Source organism: Methylomonas sp. (assembly GCF_023228165.1).
Classification (GTDB): domain Bacteria; phylum Pseudomonadota; class Gammaproteobacteria; order Methylococcales; family Methylomonadaceae; genus Methylomonas.
The window spans coordinates 98,002-121,329 of record NZ_JALOBS010000016.1 but is presented as its reverse complement, the minus strand read 5'-3'; the positions used below and the strand labels follow the sequence as shown (position 1 = coordinate 121,329).

15 protein-coding genes, 1 tRNA gene and 1 pseudogene are annotated in these 23,328 nt (G+C 56.4%); 13 read left to right on the top strand and 4 right to left on the bottom strand.

Features of this window, described 5'->3' with window-relative positions; translation table 11 throughout:
- The 13 genes and pseudogenes from M0R33_RS13750 to M0R33_RS13690 form a co-directional block, all read left to right on the top strand.
- The coding region (locus tag M0R33_RS13750; RefSeq protein ID WP_292570125.1) for a hypothetical protein at positions 1–277 on the top strand (277 nt) is incomplete at its 5' end.
- 27 nt (positions 278–304) lie between these two features.
- Positions 305–389 (top strand) — tRNA-Pro (locus M0R33_RS13745).
- A 352-nt stretch (positions 390–741) separates the two neighbouring features.
- Positions 742–1,017 (top strand): hypothetical protein, encoded by a 276-nt coding sequence (locus tag M0R33_RS13740; protein WP_292570122.1) that lies wholly within the window; start codon positions 742–744, stop codon positions 1,015–1,017.
- A gap of 235 nt (positions 1,018–1,252) precedes the next feature.
- Entirely contained in the window at positions 1,253–1,699 is a 447-nt protein-coding gene (locus tag M0R33_RS13735; protein ID WP_292570119.1) for a chemotaxis protein CheW, read from the top strand.
- A gap of 2 nt (positions 1,700–1,701) precedes the next feature.
- Positions 1,702–3,198, top strand: coding sequence for a CheR family methyltransferase (locus tag M0R33_RS13730; RefSeq protein ID WP_292570116.1), 1,497 nt, complete (start codon positions 1,702–1,704; stop codon positions 3,196–3,198).
- Positions 3,195–3,779 carry a chemotaxis protein CheW gene (locus M0R33_RS13725; RefSeq protein ID WP_292570113.1) on the top strand — a complete coding sequence of 195 codons (585 nt, stop codon included), beginning with the start codon at positions 3,195–3,197 and terminating at the stop codon, positions 3,777–3,779. Before M0R33_RS13730 ends, M0R33_RS13725 begins: the two co-directional genes overlap by 4 nt.
- Before the next feature lie 10 nt (positions 3,780–3,789).
- A complete protein-coding gene (locus tag M0R33_RS13720; RefSeq protein ID WP_292570110.1) occupies positions 3,790–5,565 on the top strand; it encodes a CHASE3 domain-containing protein in 1,776 nt (591 codons plus the stop codon).
- 42 nt (positions 5,566–5,607) lie between these two features.
- A complete protein-coding gene (locus M0R33_RS13715) occupies positions 5,608–7,068 on the top strand; it encodes a methyl-accepting chemotaxis protein (protein ID WP_292570107.1) in 1,461 nt (486 codons plus the stop codon).
- An 11-nt stretch (positions 7,069–7,079) separates the two neighbouring features.
- Positions 7,080–7,337 (top strand): annotated as a pseudogene (locus M0R33_RS24425) (Hpt domain-containing protein); the annotation flags it as partial.
- A 114-nt stretch (positions 7,338–7,451) separates the two neighbouring features.
- Complete coding sequence (locus M0R33_RS13705) at positions 7,452–9,305, top strand: response regulator (protein ID WP_292570101.1); 1,854 nt, start codon at positions 7,452–7,454, stop codon at positions 9,303–9,305.
- A 166-nt stretch (positions 9,306–9,471) separates the two neighbouring features.
- Positions 9,472–10,569, top strand: a complete 1,098-nt coding sequence (cheB, locus tag M0R33_RS13700) for a chemotaxis-specific protein-glutamate methyltransferase CheB (protein ID WP_292570098.1) — start codon at positions 9,472–9,474, stop codon at positions 10,567–10,569.
- A 17-nt stretch (positions 10,570–10,586) separates the two neighbouring features.
- On the top strand, positions 10,587–13,871 hold the full coding sequence (locus M0R33_RS13695) for a response regulator (protein ID WP_292570095.1): 3,285 nt from the start codon (positions 10,587–10,589) through the stop codon (positions 13,869–13,871).
- Between the two features lie 11 nt (positions 13,872–13,882).
- Positions 13,883–15,103, top strand: a complete 1,221-nt coding sequence (locus tag M0R33_RS13690) for an EAL domain-containing response regulator (protein ID WP_292570092.1) — start codon at positions 13,883–13,885, stop codon at positions 15,101–15,103.
- Positions 15,104–15,334: 231 nt separating this feature from the next.
- On the opposite strand, the gene M0R33_RS13685 is transcribed toward M0R33_RS13690, so the two are convergent.
- From M0R33_RS13685 to M0R33_RS13670, 4 genes are all read right to left on the bottom strand, one after another.
- The gene (locus tag M0R33_RS13685; RefSeq protein ID WP_292570089.1) at positions 15,335–16,423 is read right to left on the bottom strand and encodes an HD domain-containing phosphohydrolase; all 1,089 of its coding nucleotides are present in this window, start codon (positions 16,421–16,423) and stop codon (positions 15,335–15,337) included.
- A gap of 802 nt (positions 16,424–17,225) precedes the next feature.
- Positions 17,226–20,951, bottom strand: a complete 3,726-nt coding sequence (locus M0R33_RS13680) for an AAA family ATPase (protein ID WP_292570086.1) — start codon at positions 20,949–20,951, stop codon at positions 17,226–17,228.
- Complete coding sequence (locus tag M0R33_RS13675) at positions 20,948–22,192, bottom strand: exonuclease SbcCD subunit D (protein WP_292570084.1); 1,245 nt, start codon at positions 22,190–22,192, stop codon at positions 20,948–20,950. Before M0R33_RS13675 ends, M0R33_RS13680 begins: the two co-directional genes overlap by 4 nt.
- Before the next feature lie 127 nt (positions 22,193–22,319).
- A complete protein-coding gene (locus M0R33_RS13670; protein WP_292570081.1) occupies positions 22,320–23,192 on the bottom strand; it encodes a M35 family metallo-endopeptidase in 873 nt (290 codons plus the stop codon).
- Positions 23,193–23,328: the final 136 nt, after the last annotated feature.

The following is a 23,328-nucleotide window of genomic DNA, read 5'->3' as shown; positions in this document are numbered from 1 at the left end:
CATTTTTATCACTCCAGGTTTCTCCGGCAAAAAGCCGGTCATTGAACTACCTGGGGTGGAAACTTTTCAACGCTCTTTTACCCAGGACCCTGGAAAGTTTTGCACGCCGTTTTGCACCATGCGTACTTTGTCTGTAGCCTTAAGATTTTTGTATTCCATATCGGTTAATTTATTCAGCGCCATAATTCACCTGTCTAGTTTCTCGGTACAACAGTCGGTACAACAAATTTATGCGCTTTTATTAAATCATGTGGGACAGCCTGGGACAACAAAATAACCTAACTTATTGATTATAATTGAGTGATTGGACGTTATGGAACTGCGTGGGATAAACATTTACTTTTCTGGGGGACAAGGGGTCGTGGGTTCGAATCCCGCCGTCCCGACCAATGAATTCGATTGGTTACGAAACTTGTTAAGTTTATAAGCAAAAAACCCTGCGTCGTGACAACAATGGGTTCGATGCCGCTAGTTATGCCGCGCATCGGATTAACATGCAATCACTTAGCTTTCTCTGTTGCGTCCATGAGACGAAGATCAAAGGCTCTCTCAAGCGGCATCGTGAGCAATTCTAGCCTTTGTTGCACTATCTTTGCTGGTCTAGATCGCTTAAATTCGCCCCACAACCTGAGATACCGGTTCGCCTTGATTTGCACCGGCCCATTCAATTCCCGTTGAAACGCAACGGCGTTCTCGCGCAGATTAAAGGTTCTTCTCTTAGAATCGCGCAGTTCTCCCGATTTGACGGCAGACTTTCCAGCACAGTTTTCTTGCTCGGTTTTGGCATTCGCTAAGGAATTAGCCTGTGCCGGCCTAAAACCTCAAAATAGTAATGAATTTGTTGGAAAGGACTACCCTGATGGAAGCAATGCCGACCTGATGGCCAGTTATTATTGGTTAGCCCTCTTACCATGGCTAACAGGCAGCTTTTGGCCTGATTTATCGGTAAACCGGAAAAAACCACCCATTCAGAAACGTTCACCAATTGGGTTTACCCGCTGGTTTTATTGGAGCTGAATCCGTTTAAACGCCGACTATTTCACTTTTATACGGCCTGGATGGCAATCTGCGATTGGCATCGTTTCTCCAAATTTCGGGTAATCCAGGCGCCCAAGCAATCAGGTTGAAGGTGGTTGCAGCGATTCGGCCAGACGCCTAGAGCCGAGATAAAATTTGTTACCCTAACTTAACTTGGCGGTTATTGCCAACTATACTTGGAGCCAACTCACCGCGCCAAAGGCACGAAAAAGAGATGTTGCTACTGGTCTTTACATTAGATGATAGGAACTGCGCCCTGGAGCTTTCCATGGTGGAAAAGGTATATCGTGCCGTTGCCATCACGCCATTGCCGCGGGCGCCGGATATCGTTCTGGGTATCGTCAACGTAAAGGGTGTCGTGTTGCCGGTTGTCGATATTCGACGCCGCTTCCGCTTGCCGGAGAAAAAATTGACGCCGGACCACCAACTAATCGTCGCTCAAGCCGCCGGCCGCCGGCTGGTGGTGTTGGTTGACCACGTCGCAGGAGTAATCGAATGCGCCCCGAAAGCCGTCACCGAGACGGGTAATATCGTGCCCGGCATAGAGCACGTCGCAGGCGTGGCCCGGCTTGAGGACGGCATAATCCTGATCCACGACCTGAAGCGGTTTCTTTCACTAGAAGAAGCCGCCGCGCTAGACCGCGCCCTGCAACTCGACTAACCATGGATGCGCTAGCCACCCGACAGCAGCCCTTGCTGCAGCATTTCAGCGAATTCCTCGCCCAACAAATAGGACTGCACTTCCCGCCGGAACGTTGGTGCGACCTGCAGCGCGGGATCGAGGCAGCGGCGCAGGAATTCGATCGGCAAGACGCCGGGGACTGCATGCAATGGCTGCTGTCGACTCCGCTGGATCGGCGCCGGATCGAAATTTTGGCCCGCCATCTGACCGTGGGGGAAACCTATTTCTTCCGCGACCCTCAAGTTTTCGACGCACTACAGACTCGGATTCTCCCGGTCGTGATCCGCTCCCGCCGACAGACAGGTCGAGTGCTTAGATTTTGGAGTGCGGGCTGTGCCAGCGGTGAGGAAGCCTATTCGCTAGCTATTCTGTTGCAACGGATGATTCCCGATTTCAAACAATGGCGCATCGACATCCTGGCCACCGACATCAATCCGCAGGCCTTGGCCAAAGCTGAATCCGCCGTCTATAACGATTGGTCGTTCCGCAACGCCCCCGACTGGCTAAAAACCGACTATTTCCGCCAAACGGCAAAAGGACGCTACGAAATCCTTCCTGCGGTGAGGCAAATGGTGACCTTTGCCTATCTCAACCTGATGGAAGACCACTATCCCTCTTTAACCAACCATACCAACGCCATCGACATCATCTTCTGTCGTAATGTGCTGATGTATTTTCAACCCACGCTGGCCGCCCGGGTAATACACAGACACAGCCTGTCGCTGGTCGACGGCGGCTGGCTGGTGACCAGCCCCACCGATGTCCCGCAGGCGATGCCGGCTTCCATGGAAACCGTTTATTTTCCCGGCGCCATACTGCATCGCAAGAACGCGTCCGGCACCGCGAGCAGCACGACGCCGGAAGCGTTCGTCCAGTCCCAGCGTAGCGATCAGACATCCGCCAGCGCCATTACCTCAGCGTTACCCAGGCGGCCGCCGCTGGAAAGCGCGGCCAAAATACCGCCGCCCGAACCGCCCCAGTCGGATTATCAATTGGCCCTGGCGCTTTACCTGCAAGGGCGCTACGACGAAGCGGCGGCGCAAGCCGCAACAGCTGCCAACAGCCGGCGGCACCAAGCCCAGGCGATGCACCTGCTCGCCAAAATCCACGCTAACCGGGGCGACCTGGTTACTGCGCAGCAATGGTGCATGCGGGCAATCGCAGACAATAGAATCGACCCGGTTGGGCATTATCTGATGGCCGTCGTATTACTGGAACAGGGCCAAACGGACGACGGCATGCAGGAACTTCGCCGCACGCTGTACCTGGAACCGAATTTTGTACTCGCCCATTTCTGCCTAGGCAATCTCTGTCGACAACAAGGCAAGCACAAGCAGGCCGACAAACATTTTCAAAATACACTGTTACTGCTCAAGGCATGCCCGCCCGAGGAAATCCTGCCGGAGTCGGAGGGCATGACGGTAGGCCGCATGGCAGAAATCATTCGCAGCATGTCCGATCAGGAGCTCGCCACATGAAAAACCCGGACGTCATATCCAGCAGAAAAACCGCGGATGCGGCCGTAACGACTGCTAGCGGATTGCCAGAGCATTGGCCCGACATTCTCAAGGCAAGGGCCCATGAACTGGCACAAGAATCTGCGGCAGAAGCGCTAACGGAACGGATCGAGGTGGTAACCTTTACCCTGGCCTACGAGACCTACGCCATCGAGACCGTCCATGTGCGCGAGGTCTATCCCTTGAAGGACCTCACCCCACTGCCCTGCACCCCAGCGTTTGTGGCCGGCATCGTTAACGTGCGCGGACAAATAGTGTCGGTAATCGACATCAAGCAATTCTTCGATTTGCCGGCAAACGGCTTGACCGACCTGAACAAGGTCATCATTTTGTCCGACGGTGATTTGGTGTTCGGCATCCTGGCCGACACCATCGTGGACGTGCGTCATATCCCGCTGCAGACCATTCAGCCCAGCTTGCCGACTCTCACCGGCATCCGCGAGGATTATCTGAAAGGGGTCACGAAGGAGCGACTGGTGATCCTGGATGCCGCGAAACTACTGGCGGACGCCCGGATAGTAGTACATGAAGATGTCGAATAGGCACAACAGCATGTCTGATTCGATACCCGGAACCCATTATGAAAAAGGAGACAATGATATGAAAATATCGATCGGTTCTAAACTGTGGATGGGGTTTCTTTCCGTTTTGCTGGTTCTGATGGTTGTCGGCGGCATTTCCTACCAAAATACCTTAAAACTCATCGATTCCGCGCAATGGTTAACCCACTCCCACCAAGTGCTCGGCAAGCTGGCGGAACTGCTTTCAACACTCAAGGATGCTGAAACCGGCCAGCGCGGCTACCTGATCACTGGCGAAGAACGCTATCTGGCCCCCTATCGGACGGCGGTAGGCAAAGTGGACAAACAGATTCAGGAACTCAAACAACTCACCCAGGACAATCAGAGCCAGCAGCAACGTCTGGAGGCAATCGGGCCTCTGATCGCCGACAAGCTGAATGAACTCAAGGAAACCATAGACCTGCGTCGCAACAAGGGGCTGGAAGCGGCAAATACCGTGGTGCTATCGGATCTCGGCAAAAAACTCATGGACGACTTACGCATAGCCCTTCGGGAAATAGCCGACCAAGAAAAAGAATATTTGAAGCACCGCGAAGCAGAGGCTAGGGCTAGTGCGGATTTCACAACCCACTCCACCCTCTTAGCAACCTTGTCGGCCAGTGGCTTGGTGATTCTACTGGGTCTGTTGCTCACCCGGCATATTTCCAGGCCACTCAAGGACATGACGGAGATCGCCGATCGCATTGCTTCCGGCGACGTGTCCACTCCGATTGCCGCCAACCAGCGAACCGACGAAATCGGGACGCTGTTGCGGGCTTTTTCGCTGATGCTTGGATCGCTGCGCGAAATGGCCAGCATCGCCACACAGATTGCCGCGGGCGACCTCAGGGTTCAGGTAAAACCGCAATCGGCGCAGGATACCTTGGGAAATGCCTTTGCCGTTATGGTAAACAATTTACGCGAACTCACCCGGGAAATGCTTGAAAACGTCAATGTCCTGACGTCTGCCGCCAGCCAGATTCTGGCGACCACCACCCAGGCAGCGTCGAGCTCCGCGGAAACGGCGACGGCGGTGAGCGAGACTACGGCGACGGTGGAGGAAGTCAAGCAGACGGTGCGGATGGCCAGCCAGAAGGCCAAGAACGTTTCAGAAAACGCGCAACAAATGGCGCAAGCCGGACAGAGCGGGCAACGGGCATTGGAGCAGATGATCGACGGCATGGGACACATCCGGGCACAGACCGCCGCCACCGCCGATAGCATCGCCCGCTTGAGCGAGCAGAGCCAGGCCATAGGAGAAATCATCGCCACTGTCAACGACCTCGCCGAGCAATCCAACCTGTTGGCGGTCAACGCAGCCATCGAAGCGGCCAAGGTCGGCGAACAGGGCAAGGGCTTCGGCGTGGTGGCGCAGGAGATCAAGAGCCTGGCCTTACAGTCCAAACAGGCCACTAGCCAGGTGCGCGCGATCCTGAGCGACATCCAGAAAGCCACCACCGCGGCGGTAATGGCCACCGACCTGAACGGCAAGGCGGTGGAAGCGGGGGTACAGCAGTCGGCGGCGGCGGGTGCCGCCATCCAGTTACTGGCGGACAACATCTCCGCGGCGGCGCAAGCCGCGCTGCAGATCGCCGCTTCCAGTCAACAGCAAATGGTGGGCATGGACCAGGTGGCGATGGCGATGGACAACATCAAGCAGGCCAGCAGCCAGAATATGGCCGGCACCCGGCAGGCCGAAACCGCCGCACATAGCTTGCACGAACTTGGCGTCAAACTCAAACAGATGGTAGAGCAGTACAAGCTCTGACCTACTGTATCGCAATAGATAAATCAGCATAGAGGGCACAACATGCAATGGACAATTGGAAGACGTATGAGCGCTGGCTTTGCCGGCGTGCTGCTGCTGACAACGATTATGGGCATCGCCGGCATCAAAAGTATGCAAGCTTTGGTGGATACCACGCACAACCTTCATTTTCATCCATTTACAGTAACACGCAGCCTATCGCAAGCCGATGCGGACATTAAGTACATTCAAATCAAAATACGCAACCAACTACTCTCCAGGTCGCCCTCCACGCTAGAAGAAACCCGCAAAGAGATCGAAACACTTGATAAACAAATCGAGCAAAACCTCGATTTGGTCAACGCGCGATTTTTAGGTAACAAATCCGATATCATCAAACTGCAGGGCCTGGTAGAGGAATGGCGGCGGCGTCTGGGAGAAGTAATCGATTTGTTAGTGAATGAGGACTACCAAAAAGCCGATCAATTTGTCGTGCAGGAACTTACCCCCTATACCGCACAAATTAACCATGGAATGGCCGAAGTGGGCGATTTCGCGGAAAAAAAAGCGCAATCCTACATGAGTGAAGCCAATGAAACAGGCCGGCATGCGGTGATTCTGTCATCTCAGCTACTGTTGGCGGTCATTATTACAGGCGGAGTTCTGGCGTTTTTTACCACCCGCATCATCAACCGCCAATTACGCGAGACCATCAACCAGCTCGCCACCAGTTCCAGCGAAATTCTGACCACAACGGCGCAAGTGGCGTCGGGCTCCGCGGAAACCGCATCGGCCGTGAGCGAGACCACCGCGACGGTGGAAGAAGTAAAACAGACGGTACTGCTGGCCAGCCAGAAGGCCGGATACGTCTCCGAGAGCGCCCAGCAGACTGCGCAAGCCGTGCAGGTCGGCCAGCAAGCGTTGGAGCGGATGATCGATGGCATGGGCGGTATTCGGGCACAGACCGCCGCCACTGCCGACGCCATCGCCCGCTTGAGCGAACAGAGCCAGGCCATCGGTGAGATAATCGCCAGCGTCAACGACCTCGCCGAGCAATCCAACCTGCTGGCGGTCAATGCCGCTATCGAGGCGGCCAAGGCCGGTGAGCAAGGCAAGGGCTTCACCGTGGTAGCGCAGGAAATCAAGAGTTTGGCCCAGCAGTCCAAGCAGGCCACTGCCCAGGTGCGCGCAATCCTGAGCGACATCCAGAAAGCCACCACAGCGGCTGTGATGGCCACCGACCTAAACGGCAAGGCGGTGGAAGCGGGCGTGCAGGAGTCGGCGGCGGCGGGTGACGCCATCCGTTTGCTGGCGGACAACATCTCGGCGGCGGCACGGGCGGCGCTGCAGATCGCCGCTTCCAGTCAGCAACAGATGGTGGGCATGGATCAGGTGGCGCTGGCCATGGAAAACATCAAACAGGCCAGCGCCCAGAACATGGCCGGCACCCGGCAAGCCGAAATTGCCGCCCGGGACTTGCATGAAATGGGTGACAGGCTGAAACAGCTGGTAGGGAAGAATTAGGGAGATACCCGATGGCCGACACAAATCATGCCTTCCTCAAGCGACTCCTCGCCACCTTCATGACCGAGGCGCAGGAACATCTCGACGCCCTGTTTTCCGGCGTCGCCGAACTCGAGAAAGCCTCTGACGAAGTCACGCAGGCCAAAATCGTCGAGACGATCTTCCGCGAAGCGCACAGCCTGAAGGGCGCCGCCCGCTCGGTGAAACTCACGCAAATCGAAGCCGCGTGTCAGTCGCTGGAAAGTACCTTCGCTGCAATGAAAAGCAAACAGCTTCCCCTGACCGCCACGCTGTTCGTCACTCTGCACCAGGAAATCCGTCGCCTGGGTGATCAAATTGCCGCGTTGCAGACCGAGCCAAAGCCGGTAGTAGCGCGGACCGCAATGCCAGCGGACACACCGATAACGGCACAACCGGAGGCGGACGCCCTGCCCTCGCCTAGCGCCACCGTCGTGGCGACATCCCGCAACTTGCCGGAGGAAAAGTCGCCGCAAATCGGAACGGTTAGAGTGGCCAGCGAAAAACTGGATGCGGTTTTCCTGCAAGCGGAGGAGCTGCTTTCGGCCAAGCTGCTGTCAGAGCAACGTCTTCGCGACCTAAGCGAGATTCAGGCACAGGTCGCCAGCAGAAGTAAATCATGGACCAACATCCGCACGCGCCACCCGGATTTTTATAGTGCCACGGCATCGCAGCCGCAATGGCTGGAACACCTCGAACAGAATACTGTATTCCTGAAAGACCTGACCTATCAACTGGACGCCATGGAGAAATCAGCTCGCCAGGATCAGCGTTTGTTGGGAAAAATGGTGGACGACCTGCTGGAGGGGATGAAGCATATCCTGATGCTGCCGTTTTCGACCTTAATGGAAATACTCCCCAGGCTGGTCAGCGATCTTGCCAGCGACAGCGGCAAGGAAATCGATTTGGAAATCCATGGCGCCGAACTCGAGGCCGACCGCCGGATACTGGAGGAATTCAAGGCCCCGTTGATTCATCTGCTACGCAATTGCGTCGACCACGGCATCGAGAAACCGGAGCAGCGGAGGCTCCGCGACAAGCCCGCGCGCGGTAACATCGACATAACTATTGCGCCTCGCAGCGGCAACCGGGTGGAAATCAAAATATCGGACGACGGCGTGGGGATAGACATTGCCAAGCTGAAAGCCACAGCCGAGCGCTTGGGCCTGCTGGACCAGGATACCGCGTCCCGGCTGGACGAGCACGCTGCATTAGCATTGATGTACCAATCCGGGATTTCTACCAGCCCAATCATTACCGAAGTCTCGGGGCGTGGCCTTGGTTTAGCCATCGTGCGCGAGAAAGCGGACAAACTGGGAGGCGATGTCCGTGTCGAAACCCGCCCCGGTGCCGGCACCACCTTCCGTATCGTGCTGCCGCTCACGCTGACCACCTATCGCGGCATCATTGTACGTCTGGACGATCAGCTGTTCGTATTGCCGATCACTAATGTCGAGCAAAGCATCAGAGTGCATGAAGATGTCGTACAAACCGTGGAAAATCGCCCCACCATTCGGCTCGAGCAGGCCACGTTGTCAATGGTATGGCTCGGCGACCTGCTGGGTGTGCCATGCCGGCAAAAGGCCGAAACCGGACTTTATCAGGTGGTCGTGCTAACCGCGACGGGAATGCGCATCGCCTTTGTGGTGGATGAAGTGCTGGGCGAGCAGGAGGTGCTGGTCAAAAGCCTCGGCCGCCAACTGTCCCGGGTACGCAATGTCGCGGCAGCGACTATACTGGGTTCGGGCAAGGCCGTACCTATACTCAATGTCACCGACCTGATGAAATCCGCGCAGCTGGCGCCGGCCGGCAAAGCCCGGCTAACGACCGCGGCAGATACGGAAAAAACCGGCGAGGAATCATCCGTGCTGGTAGTGGAAGACTCGATCACCGCACGCAGCCTGATCAAAGGCATCCTCGAGCTGGCCGGCTACCGGGTCAGCACGGCGGTGGACGGCATCGACGGCTGGACCCAGTTGCGCAGCAAGAAATTCGACTTGGTGGTGTCCGACGTGGACATGCCGCGCATGAACGGTTTCGAACTGACCAAAAAAATCCGTGGCGACAAACAGCAGGCCGATCTGCCGGTGGTGCTGGTTACCGCCCTCGAATCGCGCGAAGACCGCGAGCATGGCATCGAGGTGGGCGCCAATGCCTATATCGTCAAACGCAGCTTCGAGCAGAGCAACCTGCTGGAAGTGGTGCGCAGGCTGATTTAACTATAAAACGCTACGATCCTCCAGGAACACGGGAATAAAATGTTGAGAATCATGAAACGGCAGCTTGCGGCGCCCCGAACTCCAGGAGAATTCAGAAGGTTGGGCCTGCTGCGGAATAGAAATGTGGTTTTCAGATCGTGGTTGACATTCTGCAAGGAGCCGAAGGATGACTAATCGTCCATCGAACCAGGAAAACCGCCCCCCGATCAGGTTGCTGGTTGTCGAGGATTCGCCCACGGTGCGCGAATTTCTGGTCTATCTATTCGCCTCGGATCAGGAAATCCAGGTCATCGGTACCGCCAGCAACGGAGAGGAGGCGCTGGCAGCCGTCAGGCAGCAACAGCCCGACGTCATCACCATGGACGTCAATATGCCGAAAATGGACGGCTATGCCGCGACACGCGCTATTATGGAGCTTTTCCCCACCCCCATAGTCATCGTAACCGACACCGCGCTGACGGATGGAATAAGCACAACGCTTGCGGCGCTGGACGCCGGTGCGCTGGCGGCCGTCAAAAAGCCGGCCGGCATCGGTCATCCGGATCATGCATCGACCACTAGGGAATTGGTGCAGACCGTCAAGCTGATGGCTGAGATCAAGGTCGTCCGACGCTGGACGCGGCACGGCGCACAGGCAAAAACGGTCAATGAGGTTATTTTAACGGCGATGCCGCCCTGCGTCGTTTCCCTGCCGCACGATATTCGGCTGGTAGCCATAGGCACCTCCACCGGCGGACCGCTGGTATTGCAGCAGATATTCTCCGCGCTGCCCAGGGATTTGTCCGTGCCCGTCATTGTCGTTCAGCATATCGCACAAGGCTTTACCGATGGACTGGTCGAATGGCTGAGCGAATCCACCGGATTCCCGATTCGCGCGGCCGCGTCCGGTGAAGCCATGCTGCCGGGCCGGGCCTACATCGTGCCGACCGGCTATCAGGCGGCGGTAAACAGTAGCGGCCGTATTGCCTTGATCGCGAATAATGCGGAGAACGGCCATTGTCCGTCGGTGTCGTACCTATTTCGCTCGGTGGCCGCCGCTTACGGCGCAAGGGCAATCGGTATTCTGTTGACGGGGATGGGCAAGGATGGCGCCGTCGAGCTCGGATTGATGAAAACGCAAGGCGCGATTACCATTGCCCAGGATAAGGAAAGCTCCGTGGTACACGGCATGCCGGGCGAGGCCATTAGCCTCGGCGCTGCCTCCTATGTACTGGCGCCGGACAAGATCGCCGCGGTGTTGGCAAACTTGGCGATGCACAAATAGTAAGAGGAACTTAGGCCATGACACCCACAACAAACCCGCTCAACAGTATCAACATCCTGATCGCCGAGGACAGTCCCACCCAGGCCGAACAACTGCGCTATCTGCTCGAACAGCAGGGCTATCGGGTGACCGCCGCCGCCAACGGTAGGCACGCGCTGGCGGAGGCGCAAGCGCACAAGCCGGATTTGGTCGTCAGCGACGTCGTCATGCCGGAGATGGATGGCTACGACTTGTGCAAGTCGATCAAATCCGACGAAAACCTGAAGGGTGTGCCGGTGATCCTGGTGACATCGCTATCCGACTCACAGGACGTGATTCGCGGCCTGGAATGCGGTGCCGACAGCTTTATCCTCAAACCCTATGACGAAAGCGACCTGGTTAACCGGGTCAAGCTTATACTGCTTAATAGCGAAGTCTACCAAGCCGAGCAGATCGGCATAGGCGTAAAAATATTCTTCAACGGTCAGCAGCATTTCATTTCCAATGACCGCCTGCAGATCATCACCCTGCTGCTCTCCACCTACGAAGCCGCCATTCAGAAAAACCGGGAACTGAACATGGCCCAACAGGCGCTGCGCGCCAACGAGCAACGCCTGCAAACCGTTCTGGACGCGGCGCTGGACGCCATCGTCAGCATGGATACGCAGGGAATGGTGCTGGACTGGAACCCCAGAGCCGAACAAATGTTCGGCTATACGCATGCGGAGGCAGTGGGCAAACCGCTGGCCGACTTGATCATTCCACCCACTCTGCGCGCATCGCATTGGCAAGGACTCGGGCGCTTTTTAAAAACCGGGGAAGGTTCGCTGCTGGGACGACAGGTTGAAGTGACCGCCATACGGGCGAATGGCAGCGAATTTCCGGTCGAACTGGCTATAACGGCTATCCATCATGACGATACCGTCTTTTTCAGTGCCTTTCTGCGCGACATTACCGAGCGCAAACAGGCCGCGGATCAGTTGCGCGACAGCGCCGCACGCCTGCATGCGATTCACGAAACCGTAGTAGACGGTATTATCACTATTGACGAGCTTGGCACCATCGAGTCCTTCAATCCCGCGGCCGAACGCCTGTTCGGCTATTCCGCGACCGAGCTCATCGGGCAGAACCTCTCGATGCTGATGCCCGATTCCAAACTCAGTGTGCATGAAGCCCGCGCCAGCGGCGGCGGACGCGAAGTCACCGGGCGGCGCAAGGATGGCGGCAGCTTTTCGCTGGAACTGGCGCTGAGCGAGATGCGACTGGGCGAGCAGCGCCGCTTTACCGGCATCGTGCGAGACATTACGGCACGCAAACAAGCCGAACTGCAAATCATCGCCGCCATGAACGAAGCGCAACAAGCCAACACAGCCAAATCCGCTTTTCTCGCCGCCATGAGCCACGAGATCCGCACACCCATGAACGGCGTCATCGGCATGGTCGACGTGCTGCACCAGAGCAGCCTCAAGGGTTATCAGGTGGAAATGGTCAACCTGATACGCGAATCGGCATACGCTCTGCTGGATATCATCGACGACATTCTCGATTTTTCCAAGATCGAAGCCGGCAAGCTGGAGCTCGAAAAGGTACCGATTTCGGTAGCCGAGGTGGTGGAAAAGGCCTGTACCATGCTGGATCGGCTTGCAGCGAAGAAAAAGGTGGAACTTACCCTATTCACCGATCCGGCACTCCCGGCAAAGGTGTTCGGCGATGCGGGGCGTTTGCGTCAAGTGTTAATCAACCTGATTAATAACGCCATCAAGTTTTCCTCCGGCCTCGAACATGCCGGCCAGGTATCGGTGCGTGTAGTACTGGTCGAACACGGCCCGGACCGGATCGTGGTGGAACTTCGCATTACCGACAACGGCATTGGCATGAATGCCGCCACCCAGTCGGGTTTGTTCACCCCGTTCACCCAGGCAGACGCCTCAACCACAAGGCGCTTTGGCGGTACCGGACTTGGGCTGGCCATTTCCCGTCATCTGATCAATCTTATGGGCGGCGAAATCTCCGTACAGAGCGCACCTGACCAGGGTACCACCTTCTGCGTGCGCCTGCCCTTGGTGCCGCTACCCGCCAAAGCTGATGCCGAGGCATCGCCTATCGCCGGATTATCGTGCCTGGTGATCGGCGACCCGCAAGGAATGGCCGGCGATATCGCTGTTTACCTTGCCCATTATGGCGCAACGGTCGAGCAAGTGCCCAATATGCTGACGGCCTGCGACCGGGGTAGGTCCGAGCACTCATCTGTTGAGGTGTGGATTCTCGATGCCGGAAGCGTGGCACTGCCCTTGGACGAACTGCGCGCCATCGCTCGCTTGCCGCAAGACATCCGTTTCGTGGTGATTAAACGCGGCCAGCGCCGCAAGCCGCGACTGGAAGACACCGGCATTGTGCAGGTGGATAGTAATGTGCTGACACAACTGGGCGTGCTCACGGCAGTAGCCATCGCCGCCGGGCGGATACAGGACGAGTTAGCACCAACCGCACCCTGCAGGTCTGAAGCGGAATTCAGCCCGCCCTCGCGCGCAGCGGCCCTACGCCAGGGTCGGTTGATCCTGGTGGCCGAGGATAACGAAACCAACCAGAAAGTGATCCTACGCCAACTCGCGCTACTGGGGTTTGCCGCCGACGTGGTCGATAACGGCCGCCAGGCGCTGGATAACTGGCGGAGCGGCGACTACGCGCTGCTGCTCACCGACCTGCACATGCCGAAAATGGACGGATATGAGCTAGCCACCGCCATCCGTGACTTGGAGCAGGACGCCCAACGCATCCCTATCGTGGCGCTGACCGCCAATGCACTCAAAGGAGAAGCCGACCGCTGCCAAGCCCTCGGCATGGACGATTATTTGAGCAAACCGGTGCAACTGGCGCAACTGAAAGCCATACTGGAGAAATGGCTGCCGGCCGATTCCGGAGCGGACCCGAATTTGGCTGATTCAGCCCCTTCATCGGCGACGGTGACGAAACCGGTGGACGTGAACGTGCTCAAAGCGTTGGTGGGCGACGATCCGGCGGTAATCAACGACTTTCTGCACGAGTTTCGCCTTGGCGCGATGAAGACTGCCGAAGAGCTGAAGGCCGTTGCCGAGCGAGGACAGGCGGCACAGATGGGCGAACTGGCACACCGACTGAAATCCTCGGCGCGCTCGGTCGGCGCCCTGGCGCTGGGAGAGCTGTGCGCGGAAATGGAACAGGCCGGCAAATTCGGCCAGCATGAAGTATTGGCGACGTTGCTGCGCCGCTTCGAGACGGAAATGGCTGCTGTTGAGGCTTACTTGGTGACCTATCCGGAACTGCAATCACCAGGAAATCAATAGGAGAAAAAACCATGACTGTTAAAGCTGCCATCAAGATTCTGGTGATTGATGACGATCCATTTATGCTCAAACTGATTGGGCATCTGCTGAATACCCTGGGCTATCGCCGTGTGACCAGCTGCGATAACGGCTGGGCCGCACTGGAGACGTTCGACAATCCGCCCGATCTGATCCTACTGGATCTCAACATGCCGGAAATGGACGGTATCGAGTTTATGCGCCACTTGGTGGAAAGGCATTATGCCGGTTATCTGATCCTGGTGAGCGGCGAGGACGAACGCATGTTGCAGACTGCCGAAAAGTTGGTAAATGCCCATAAAATTCATACGCTCGGTCATTTGCGCAAACCCATCAATCCCAGTGAATTGTCGGAGATGCTTCAGAACTGGATGCCGCCAAGCCAAAGCCGGACCAGATCGCTCAGAAAAGTTTACCCCGTTGAGGCGGTGCGCGCGGCAATTGCCAACGACGAACTGATTCTGCACTACCAGCCCAAGGTGAATCTGGCAACCGGCAAGGTGGAAGGCGTCGAGTCGCTGGTTCGGTGGCATCATCCCAAGGACGGCATGGTGTTTCCCGACCAATTCATCTGTGTAGCCGAGGAGCACGGGCTGATCGACGATCTGACTCGGGGTATTGTCGGAATGGCCTTTGCCCAGACCAGGGATTGGCAAGCCGAGGGCCTATATTTGCGAGTGGCGATCAATATTTCCATGGACAATCTCAACACCCTGGCATTTGTGGATGAAATTACAGCCGCCATCTGCGCAATTGACATCTCGCCAAACGACATCGTACTGGAAGTGACCGAAAGCCGACTGATGAAAAATCTGTCGGCGCCGCTGGAAATTCTTACCCGGTTGCGCCTGAAGCGCTTCAGGTTGTCGATAGACGACTTCGGCACCGGTCATTCCACCCTCACCCAGCTACGCGACATCCCTTTTAACGAACTCAAAATAGATCGGGGCTTCGTCCATGGCATGGCTAAGGACAAGACGCTCAGCGCCATTTTTAACGCCAGCCTGGGCTTGGCTCAGCAGCTGGACATGGAAACGGTGGCTGAAGGGGTTGAAACACATGAGGACTGGGCGTTTTTGCGCAACAGCGGCTGCGACTTGGCACAAGGTTATTACATTGCGAAACCCATGCCGGCAAGCGAAATTCCCGACTGGATCAACGCATGGGAGGCCAATTTTAACCAACTCATCGAACCACCCGATGCGTGCTGCTAACGTCCAGGAGCCGAAGAAAATTTTCGCCATCTGGATAGCAACCGCTAATCCGGACATTTTGTAAAATAGCGAGCGACCCCGCCGGCTCATCCATTAGAGAATCCATGGCCCGCCTCATCCAATGCGCTTCGCCATCGGCAATAACCACCGTCAGCGCTAGTTCTGCTTTATCGTTTCACGGACGTTGCTTTCGGCGGCATCCCAAGGTTCATAAGGCAGCATGGCGGAATATCACAGACTGATCAAGCTCTCGTCATCATTTTCGGCGAAAATGACAGCCAATTTGTCCGAACAAACCTCAAAAGCCGCCAAGATCCTTGGGTCAAAATGACAGGGCTGAGTGCGCTGGTCGCCCGCCATGATGATTTGCATAGCTTGCTGATGATCAAATGCCGGCTTATAGGGGCGACTGGAGCGCAAGGCGTCGTATTGATCGCAGATGAGCATAATTCGGGCTGATAGCGGAATCTGCTCGCCTTGTTTGCCGTTGGGATAGCCGCTACCGTCCCAATGCTCATGATGATTGAGCGCAATTTCGGCAGCCATTCGCAAATGCAGCGACTTACCGTGTTGCAGAATTTTGCAGCCCACCTCGGTATGCGTCCGCATAATCTTCCATTCATGGTCGGACAGAGGGCTAGCGGATTTCATTAAGATATCATCGGGAATACCGATTTTTCCAATATCATGCATGGGGCCGGCCAGAACAATGCATTTGCGAAAGGTATCGGTCAACCCCATCTGTTCACACAGCGCATCGCAATAGAGACTGACTCGCGTGACATGCGCGAACGTCTCATCGTCCTTATATTCAGCTACATTCGACAGGGTAAGAATGGTTTCGCGAAAACTGGATTCAAGTTCCGCTGTGCGCGAGGCGACTTTCAATTCCAAAAGGCGATTATGTCTAGCGAGGAAATTGGCGTATTCCTTGAGCTTCAGAAGATTCTTGACGCGTATAGCCAGTTCCGTCGGATCTATCGGCTTGTTTAGGAACTCCTCCGCACCCATTTCCAACGCCTTTAGCCGTGACTGGTTATCCTCCAGCGAGGTAATCATGATTAGAGGGATATTGGCTGTTTCACGACTGGATTTCAAGCGCCGAGCAACTTCAAAACCATCCATTTCCGGCATCATAATGTCGAGCAGAATGATGTCCGGTCGTCGCTCAGACGCTAACCACAAGGCGTCCTTGCCGCGCTCGCACGTCAAGGTGTCATAGCCCTTGGCCTTGAGCAGGGCATCAAATAATTTCAAATTAAAGGGGTCGTCATCTATAACCAACACCAAAGCGGGGGAATGAATATGTGAATTATGCATGCAAAATCTCCGCTTTCAGGAATGTTCAGCACTAAAACGCTAGGGGCTGTGGCCGTTGCCGTCAGTCAAGAGCGGCGGCTTGTTAATGTTTGCTGATTTTTTCTAAAACCGCCAAAAATACCTGCAGCCGACAACGCTGCACTGCCGCTCATGCGGAATATATTTGCTCCGGGCGCTCATCACGTCGCGCTATACGCAACACCCCAGATGCCTGTTTTAAACCCTCCTCACCCTAACCCCCGCCTGCAAGAGAGGGAATTGAGGCGCCGAGATTTGCCAAGCGAAGGCGATATCATCCTGGCTGCGATTGTTTGTGATTGCATAACCGCGTTACTACCGGCTATTCCTGTTCGGTCCCGCACCGCATTCATCGCATTGCCGCCCAGCCATCTTGGTGTCTGCCGAAGGCTGGGTGACGCGTGCTATCGGCGCAATTTGCGGCCGTCGGTGCGATGTTTGCGAACCCTGCATGAAATCATCGACGCCACCAAGGCTTAACGGCATCCATTGCCGGCACCCGCTAGCGGATGCAGCCTCCCGGCGTATCCGGCGGCCGTTGACGGCAGGACTGGCAGCCCTAACGGCCACACATGAATTTACCGGAGTTTCGTTTCGAGGCGGCTTTGACTCGAAGTCACAAAAATTCAGCGCCCCCGACCAGCGCGGCGATCCGCGGTTACCAACCCAAGCAACGATTTTGGCAGGTATGCTGCCGTCGATAACCGGGATTGAATCGGTGGTTTCGTGCCGACCGACTGCATCTGCGGCGACCTACGTCTAATATTAGTGTTATTTAGCCAAATCAACAAACATGTATCTTACTTAAGGCGCTGCCAATTCGCGTCACCTCAATCCGCGTGCCAATCCGCTCGGTCATTTCCTGAACATGAGAGATCACGCCGACTTTGCGGCCCAAGGATTGCAGACTGTCCAGCGCATCCATCGCGACTCGCAGCGTATCGGCATCCAGACTGCCAAAACCTTCGTCGATGAACAGCGATTCGACGCGAACCCGGTTCGACGATAATGACGCAAGACCTAAGGCCAAGGCCAGCGACAGCAGAAACGATTCGCCGCCCGACAGCGAATGTACCGAACGGATTTCGTCGCCCATGTCCTGATCCACCACCTGTAAAGCTAAAGTGTCGCCAACCCGCTGCAAGCGATAGCGCCGGCTGAGATCCTTTAAATGTTGATTGGCATAACCCAGCAAAATATCCAATGTCAGCTGTTGGGCGATGTTGCGAAAGCGTTTGCCGTCGGCGGAACCGATGATACTGCTCAATTTGGCCCAGGTGTCGTTGACGGCGGCTTGACCGGCAATCTGCGTTTGCAAAGCGCTATTGGCTTGCAAGCGCTGGTCATCCAGGCGCCGCTGCAGATTCAGTTCGCCGAGTTGTCGAGTCAATTCCTCGAGTTGGCCCAATAGCGCTGCCAGCTGGGTTTGCATGTTTTCCCGGCTCTCCAGCGAAGTTCGGCTCTGCAAATGCTGTTCGCATTGCCGACGGCGTTCGTTCAACACGGTTTGCGCGTGTGCCAAGGCTTTGTCCAGTAGCTGCAGCGCTTCGCGTTCCTGCTTCAGCCAGTCCGCGTCGTGCTGCAAGCCTTGACGTAATACCGATAACGATAAAGGCGGCTGCGCCACGGTAAAAGCTTGCAACCATTGCCTCAGATGCCGCTCAGCGGTGTCCGATTGTGCCCGGCGAGCGTTGAGCAGACTTCTCAGCTGACTGACGGATTCCTGCGCGGTTGCCACTTGGGTTGCCGCCGTATGCGCTGCCGCGACCGCGATCTGCAATGCTGACTTGGCGTCGTTCAGCACTTTTATCAACCCGGCTTCTACTTCCATCACCGGGCGGCCATTCAGTATGCTTTGGCGTTGCTGCTGTTTATCCTGCAATTCGGTATCAATGGCCGCGAAGGATTTGGCGGCGTCGGTATGCTGCGTTTCGGCTTGCATGACACTACCCTGCAAGCCGGCCAAGCGGGTTTGCAGAATCGAAACTCGATGGCCTAATTGTTCACGCTGCGTTTGTCGGGTTTGCCAATCTTGCGCTTGTTGCAGACAACGCTGATAAAAATCCTCGGCATCGGTCGACCAGGCCCGCCGCCAATCCGACTGTTCAAAAGCGGCATCCAGCTGATCCAACAGTTGATCCAGTTGCGCGGACAATGCGTGCTGTTTTTCTCGGGCATTATCGAGCGCCAAGGCGGCGGTTTGTCGGTCCGCCTTGGCGCCATCCAATTGCTGTTGTAGCGCCTGCTGCTGCCGATGCAGCGCATCCAAGGCCTGCCGGGCTCGATCCCGTGCCGTTAATGCCGCGCTCATGGCTTTTAGATTTTCCGACACGCCGCGCTGAGCCTGTTCCGTCGCCTGGATTTGTGCTGTCAGCCAGGCCTCGACCTGCTCGTCGGCCAAAGTGGCACAGCCCAGCGACTCGGCATGCACTGCCCAATCGTGTCGCTTTTCAGCAATTTGCGCTGCTAATGTAGTCAGCGTTTCGCTAACCGTCGCGGTCTGCTTGTCGAACTGCTGGATTGCAACGCTCAATCGGTCTTGCAGTTGTTCCGCTTGTCGCCGGCGTTGCAGGCAGGCTTGCACTTCCGTATCCAAGCCTTGCAATTCCCGGCGCAGCGGTGTGGCGTCGCGGGCAAACGGATGCTGGGTGGCACCGCAAACCGGGCACTCGGCGTCCGGCTTAAGCCGAGCGCGCAGGGCCTCCACATTTTCGCTACAGGCCAATTTAGCTAAGTCCAGCATTTTGGCGGCTTGTTCGTGACTAGCCACTAATGCCGGCAACTGACTAACAACACCGTTCAATGCTTCGCCGGCCTGTTGCCGCTGCCCGGTTAAATCCTGCAGTGCGGCATTGTGATTGTCTTGAGCAGCGTTCAATCGTATCCATTCTTGCCAAACGCTATCCGCCTGACGCAATTGAAACAGTCGGAGTTGATGTTGTTCGGATTCGGCTGTCAAGGCGTCGGCATCGAACGGCTTAGCCTGGCTTACGGCAGATTCCCAGCGTTGATTCGCCTCTGTCACCTGGGGCTGCAACGCCTCTATTTGTTCATGAACGGTTTTCGCTGCCTCCTCCGCCGCGCGTGACGCGGCTTCGGTTTGAGCGCTCAGCGCACCAGCCGCCGCCTGTTGGCCGGCAATGGTCTTGCACTGCTTGAATAAGGTCTCCCAGCGCGGCCATTGTTCGCTCAAACGCGCCAAACCGGCATGGCCTGCCAGCCATGCGGAACAATCAGCCAAATCCTGCGAGCTCTGTTGCTGCTGCTGTTGGGTTTCGTGCGTTTGAGCTTGCAACGCAACCAACTGTTGACGCACCTGCAGCAAGCCCTGTTGCTGCTTAAGATGCTGGGGGCCTAAGGTGCTGATTTCCGCGTCCAAGGCCCGTGCCTTGACGATATCAATCTCCGCCTCTGCTTTACGCTGCTCGGTGACCTGCAGATGTTGTTCGGCAGCGGTTTGTTGTTGCAGGGCGGATTGTTGGCTGTCCGCTGCGGATACCACCGCGATTTCCGCCGTGTCATGTTGCCGCTGTAGCGCTTGGCATTCCGCCTGCAAGCGGTCGTACTCGACCAGCAATGGCCGCGCGGGTTGTAAGGACTCAATCAATTGCAAGTGGTCTTTACGGGCTTGAGACTGCCGCTGGGCCGCTTCCGCGCGCTGCACCGCGCTTTGCGCGTCCTGCTCCGCGCTTTGCAGCGCCTCAAAATGCTGATACCAATTCAGATGCGCATCGAGCTCGGTTTTTTGTTGTCGGGCTTGTTCGCTGCTGGCTTGCAAGGCGTGAATTTGCACCAGCAAGGCCTCTCGGTCGGTATCGGACAGCGGCTGCTGGGCGGTGACTTGTTGCTGCAAGGCATCGAGTTTCTGTCTTTCCAGCTTGGCGCGTTCGAAGGCCCGCATCGATAGCCGACTGTACTCGTCGGTGCCGGTCAAGGTTTCCAGCAAGCTGGCGCGTTCGTCATCCGGTGCTTTCAGAAACACACTGAATTCATTCTGGGCCAGCAGCACCGCGCGGGTAAATTGATCGAAACTCAAACCCAATTTTTCCACGATCGCCGCCTGCACCTCGGTTTTCTTGCCGCCGATGGCTTGTTGTTCCGGCAAGCGCAACAGCGTCATTTCGCTGGGCTGCAATTTGCCGTCCGCCCGCAACCGCGCCCGACGCACGCTCCAGCGGCTACGGTAATGCTGTCTATCGTTACCGATGAACTCCACCTCGGCGTAACCGTCCGCGCAGCCGCGCCGCAACAGGTTGCGAGCGTCATAAGGCGGCAAGGTTTCGTCGCCGACATCGCGCAACTGCACGCCCTTGCTACCGGCCTGCTGTAAACGCGGGGTTTTATCGAACAAAGCCAGACACAAGGCATCCAATAGCGTGGATTTTCCGGCACCGGTCGGGCCGCTGATGGCAAACAAGCCGGCGGAAGCCAAGGGTTGCTCCAGAAAATCGATGGCAAACTCACCCGCCAGGGAGGCCAGGTTTTTACCGCGAATCGCCAATATCTTCATGCCGATTCCGCCGTTTCCAGCAATAAGGTCTGAAAAGCCTGTAACAATTCGTCAGGCACGGCGGAACCGTATTGTTTTTGATAATGCCGTTGCAGCACCTCTTCGGGTTGTAATTGACCGAGATCGCCCAGTTCAGGATTCGCGGCATTGCCGTCCGGGCCATTACCGCGCCGATAGCTGACATCGATGCCGGCCAAGCGCAGCGGTTTACCGTTCAGAACCGACTCGATCGCCGCCCGAGCACCCGGCTCGGGGGCATCGAACAGCACTCGCACCTCCAGATAGGGCCAACGTTGTTCCGGTAACAGCGGCTCGACACAGGCTAATGCCGCCAGTGCCGCCAGAGCCTCCGACAACGGCGCCGGCTTGGCGGGAACTCTTAGCAACTCCACAGCCCGAGGCACATACAGGCTTTGGATGGATTGCAGCTGCTCGCCGTCCAATTCGACGCAGACGACTTGATGGGGGTAATCGATCTCGGAAAACGACATCGGTAACGGGCTACCGCTATAACGTACCCAATCCCTGCCACCGACGCTTTGCGGCAGATGCAAATGCCCCAAAGCCGCATAGGCAATAGGCTTATCAAACATCGCCACCGACAGCGACTCCAAACCGCCGATCACAATCCGCCGCTCCGATTCCCGCGACACTGCGCCGCCATCCAGATGGCAATGCCCCATCGCCAATATCGCCTCACCGGCTTGCCGATTGAGCAATACCTTCCGCAGCACTTTCCGGTACAGGGCCTCAACGCCGGCCGGATAACTGTCGCCGTCGGTTTCGACCCGCGGCACATCGCCGGGACGCAGAAACGGCACCGCCAAACACCAAGCGCGCCGAATCTCATTTCGATCGTATAAAGGTACGATCAACGCATCCAGATCGATCTCGCCATCGGCATGCCGCCAGGTTTGACCCACCACCGTGGTCTCGAACAAATCCAGTAACGGCGAAGGCGCTTCCAGTCGCCCCGGCGAATCGTGATTGCCTGCTATCAATACCACCCGCAAATGCGGCGCGGCTTCGCGGGCCGCCTGCAAAAAACGGTATAACTGCTTTTGCGAGGCCGCAGACGGATTGGCGTTATCGAAAATATCGCCGGTAACCAGCAACACATCGATATCCTGCTCGCGGATTTGGCCTAATAACCAATCCAGAAAACATTGGTGTTCGAAATGGCGGTCAAAGCCTTTCAGATTGTGGCCCAGGTGCCAGTCGGAGGTATGGAGAATTTTCACGTGTGGTCCTTGCGGTCAAGCAAATACCGGTCTGCTTTTTTCATGGGCACACGACCGAATGCCAATCAGGAAATGGTTTCTGTTTTGGCCTCACCCCAGGCATCGTGCTCAAGCCGGCGCTTAACCGTTAAAGCATCCTATCCTGCAGCCAACGCATGTCGTGCATGGGTTGGCTGCAGGCCGCCGGCCCGACCAGATCGGCTTTGCTGACGACACGATTGAGATAGACGCTCATACCGGCAAAAGCGTAGCTGTCGGCATTGTACAGAGCCTGCTTGGCTTTGATGCCTTTCATCGACGTCGCGTCGTATATATATTGATAATCGCCGGTGTAAGCGAATTTGTGCGTGGCTTCATGGAAAATGACGCGGGCCAAGCCTTCTACGGTAAGCTCGCGAACCAAGTTGAACCGCATGTAAATATCCTGCACCTGCTCACCCTCTTTTTCCAGCATCTTACGCATGATATCCCCGGCGGCGTCGCTCTTTTTCGCCCGCCGGCTATAGTCGCGGAGGATATGTTGCGGTATAAGCACCTCGCCCTCGCTAGGCCCCCAACTCGGGCCACCGGGCTCATGATCGGCCCCTTTGAACATATCGCAAATGGTGACGGAACCGTCTAGCCCGCGGCGAGTTTTTTCAAAAGTCTCCTGTACGACACGATAATCGCTACCGCCGGGCTTTTTGGTCGAGAACAATTCGCTGAAGATATCGGACAGCAGCTTATTGGGCTGTTTACTCTTCAGCGCGGCTGAAAAGAACGCATCCGCCTGAACCGACGCCTCGCGAGCGATACAAAAGGCGTCGATCAGCGCCAGCTGCACATCGGAGTCGCTTAGATCGGCGATATGGGGGACGGTATATTTCTCAATATATTCTCGTTTCCCCGTTTCCAGCGCCGCTAAATAACGCTTCTTGAAATCCTTTTCGGTAAATCCGGCAAAGGTGACGCGTTGCGCTTTGCTATTGGTGTAACTTAGGCGGGTCGTTTCTAGGTACATTGAGGTTCTTCCATCTCGTTATGATGATTTAAAGGTTAAAAAATGCATCGCACTTGAGAACTTGAGCGGTCGGCATAACAGAGAATACAGTCATGCCGAATAATAACCAGGGAAAATATCCAGTAAAAAACCTATT

What these genes read in the sequence shown, in the direction of transcription:
- M0R33_RS13735 (WP_292570119.1), top strand. Translation starts at nt 1,253, where the DNA reads ATGTTGCTACTGGTCTTTACATTAGATGATAGGAACTGCGCCCTGGAG.
- M0R33_RS13730 (WP_292570116.1), top strand. Translation starts at nt 1,702, where the DNA reads ATGGATGCGCTAGCCACCCGACAGCAGCCCTTGCTGCAGCATTTCAGC.
- M0R33_RS13725 (WP_292570113.1), top strand. Translation starts at nt 3,195, where the DNA reads ATGAAAAACCCGGACGTCATATCCAGCAGAAAAACCGCGGATGCGGCC.
- M0R33_RS13720 (WP_292570110.1), top strand. Translation starts at nt 3,790, where the DNA reads ATGTCTGATTCGATACCCGGAACCCATTATGAAAAAGGAGACAATGAT.
- M0R33_RS13715 (WP_292570107.1), top strand. Translation starts at nt 5,608, where the DNA reads ATGCAATGGACAATTGGAAGACGTATGAGCGCTGGCTTTGCCGGCGTG.
- M0R33_RS13705 (WP_292570101.1), top strand. Translation starts at nt 7,452, where the DNA reads ATGCCAGCGGACACACCGATAACGGCACAACCGGAGGCGGACGCCCTG.
- cheB (WP_292570098.1), top strand. Translation starts at nt 9,472, where the DNA reads ATGACTAATCGTCCATCGAACCAGGAAAACCGCCCCCCGATCAGGTTG.
- M0R33_RS13695 (WP_292570095.1), top strand. Translation starts at nt 10,587, where the DNA reads ATGACACCCACAACAAACCCGCTCAACAGTATCAACATCCTGATCGCC.
- M0R33_RS13690 (WP_292570092.1), top strand. Translation starts at nt 13,883, where the DNA reads ATGACTGTTAAAGCTGCCATCAAGATTCTGGTGATTGATGACGATCCA.
- M0R33_RS13685 (WP_292570089.1), bottom strand. Translation starts at nt 16,423, where the DNA reads ATGCATAATTCACATATTCATTCCCCCGCTTTGGTGTTGGTTATAGAT.
- M0R33_RS13680 (WP_292570086.1), bottom strand. Translation starts at nt 20,951, where the DNA reads ATGAAGATATTGGCGATTCGCGGTAAAAACCTGGCCTCCCTGGCGGGT.
- M0R33_RS13670 (WP_292570081.1), bottom strand. Translation starts at nt 23,192, where the DNA reads ATGTACCTAGAAACGACCCGCCTAAGTTACACCAATAGCAAAGCGCAA.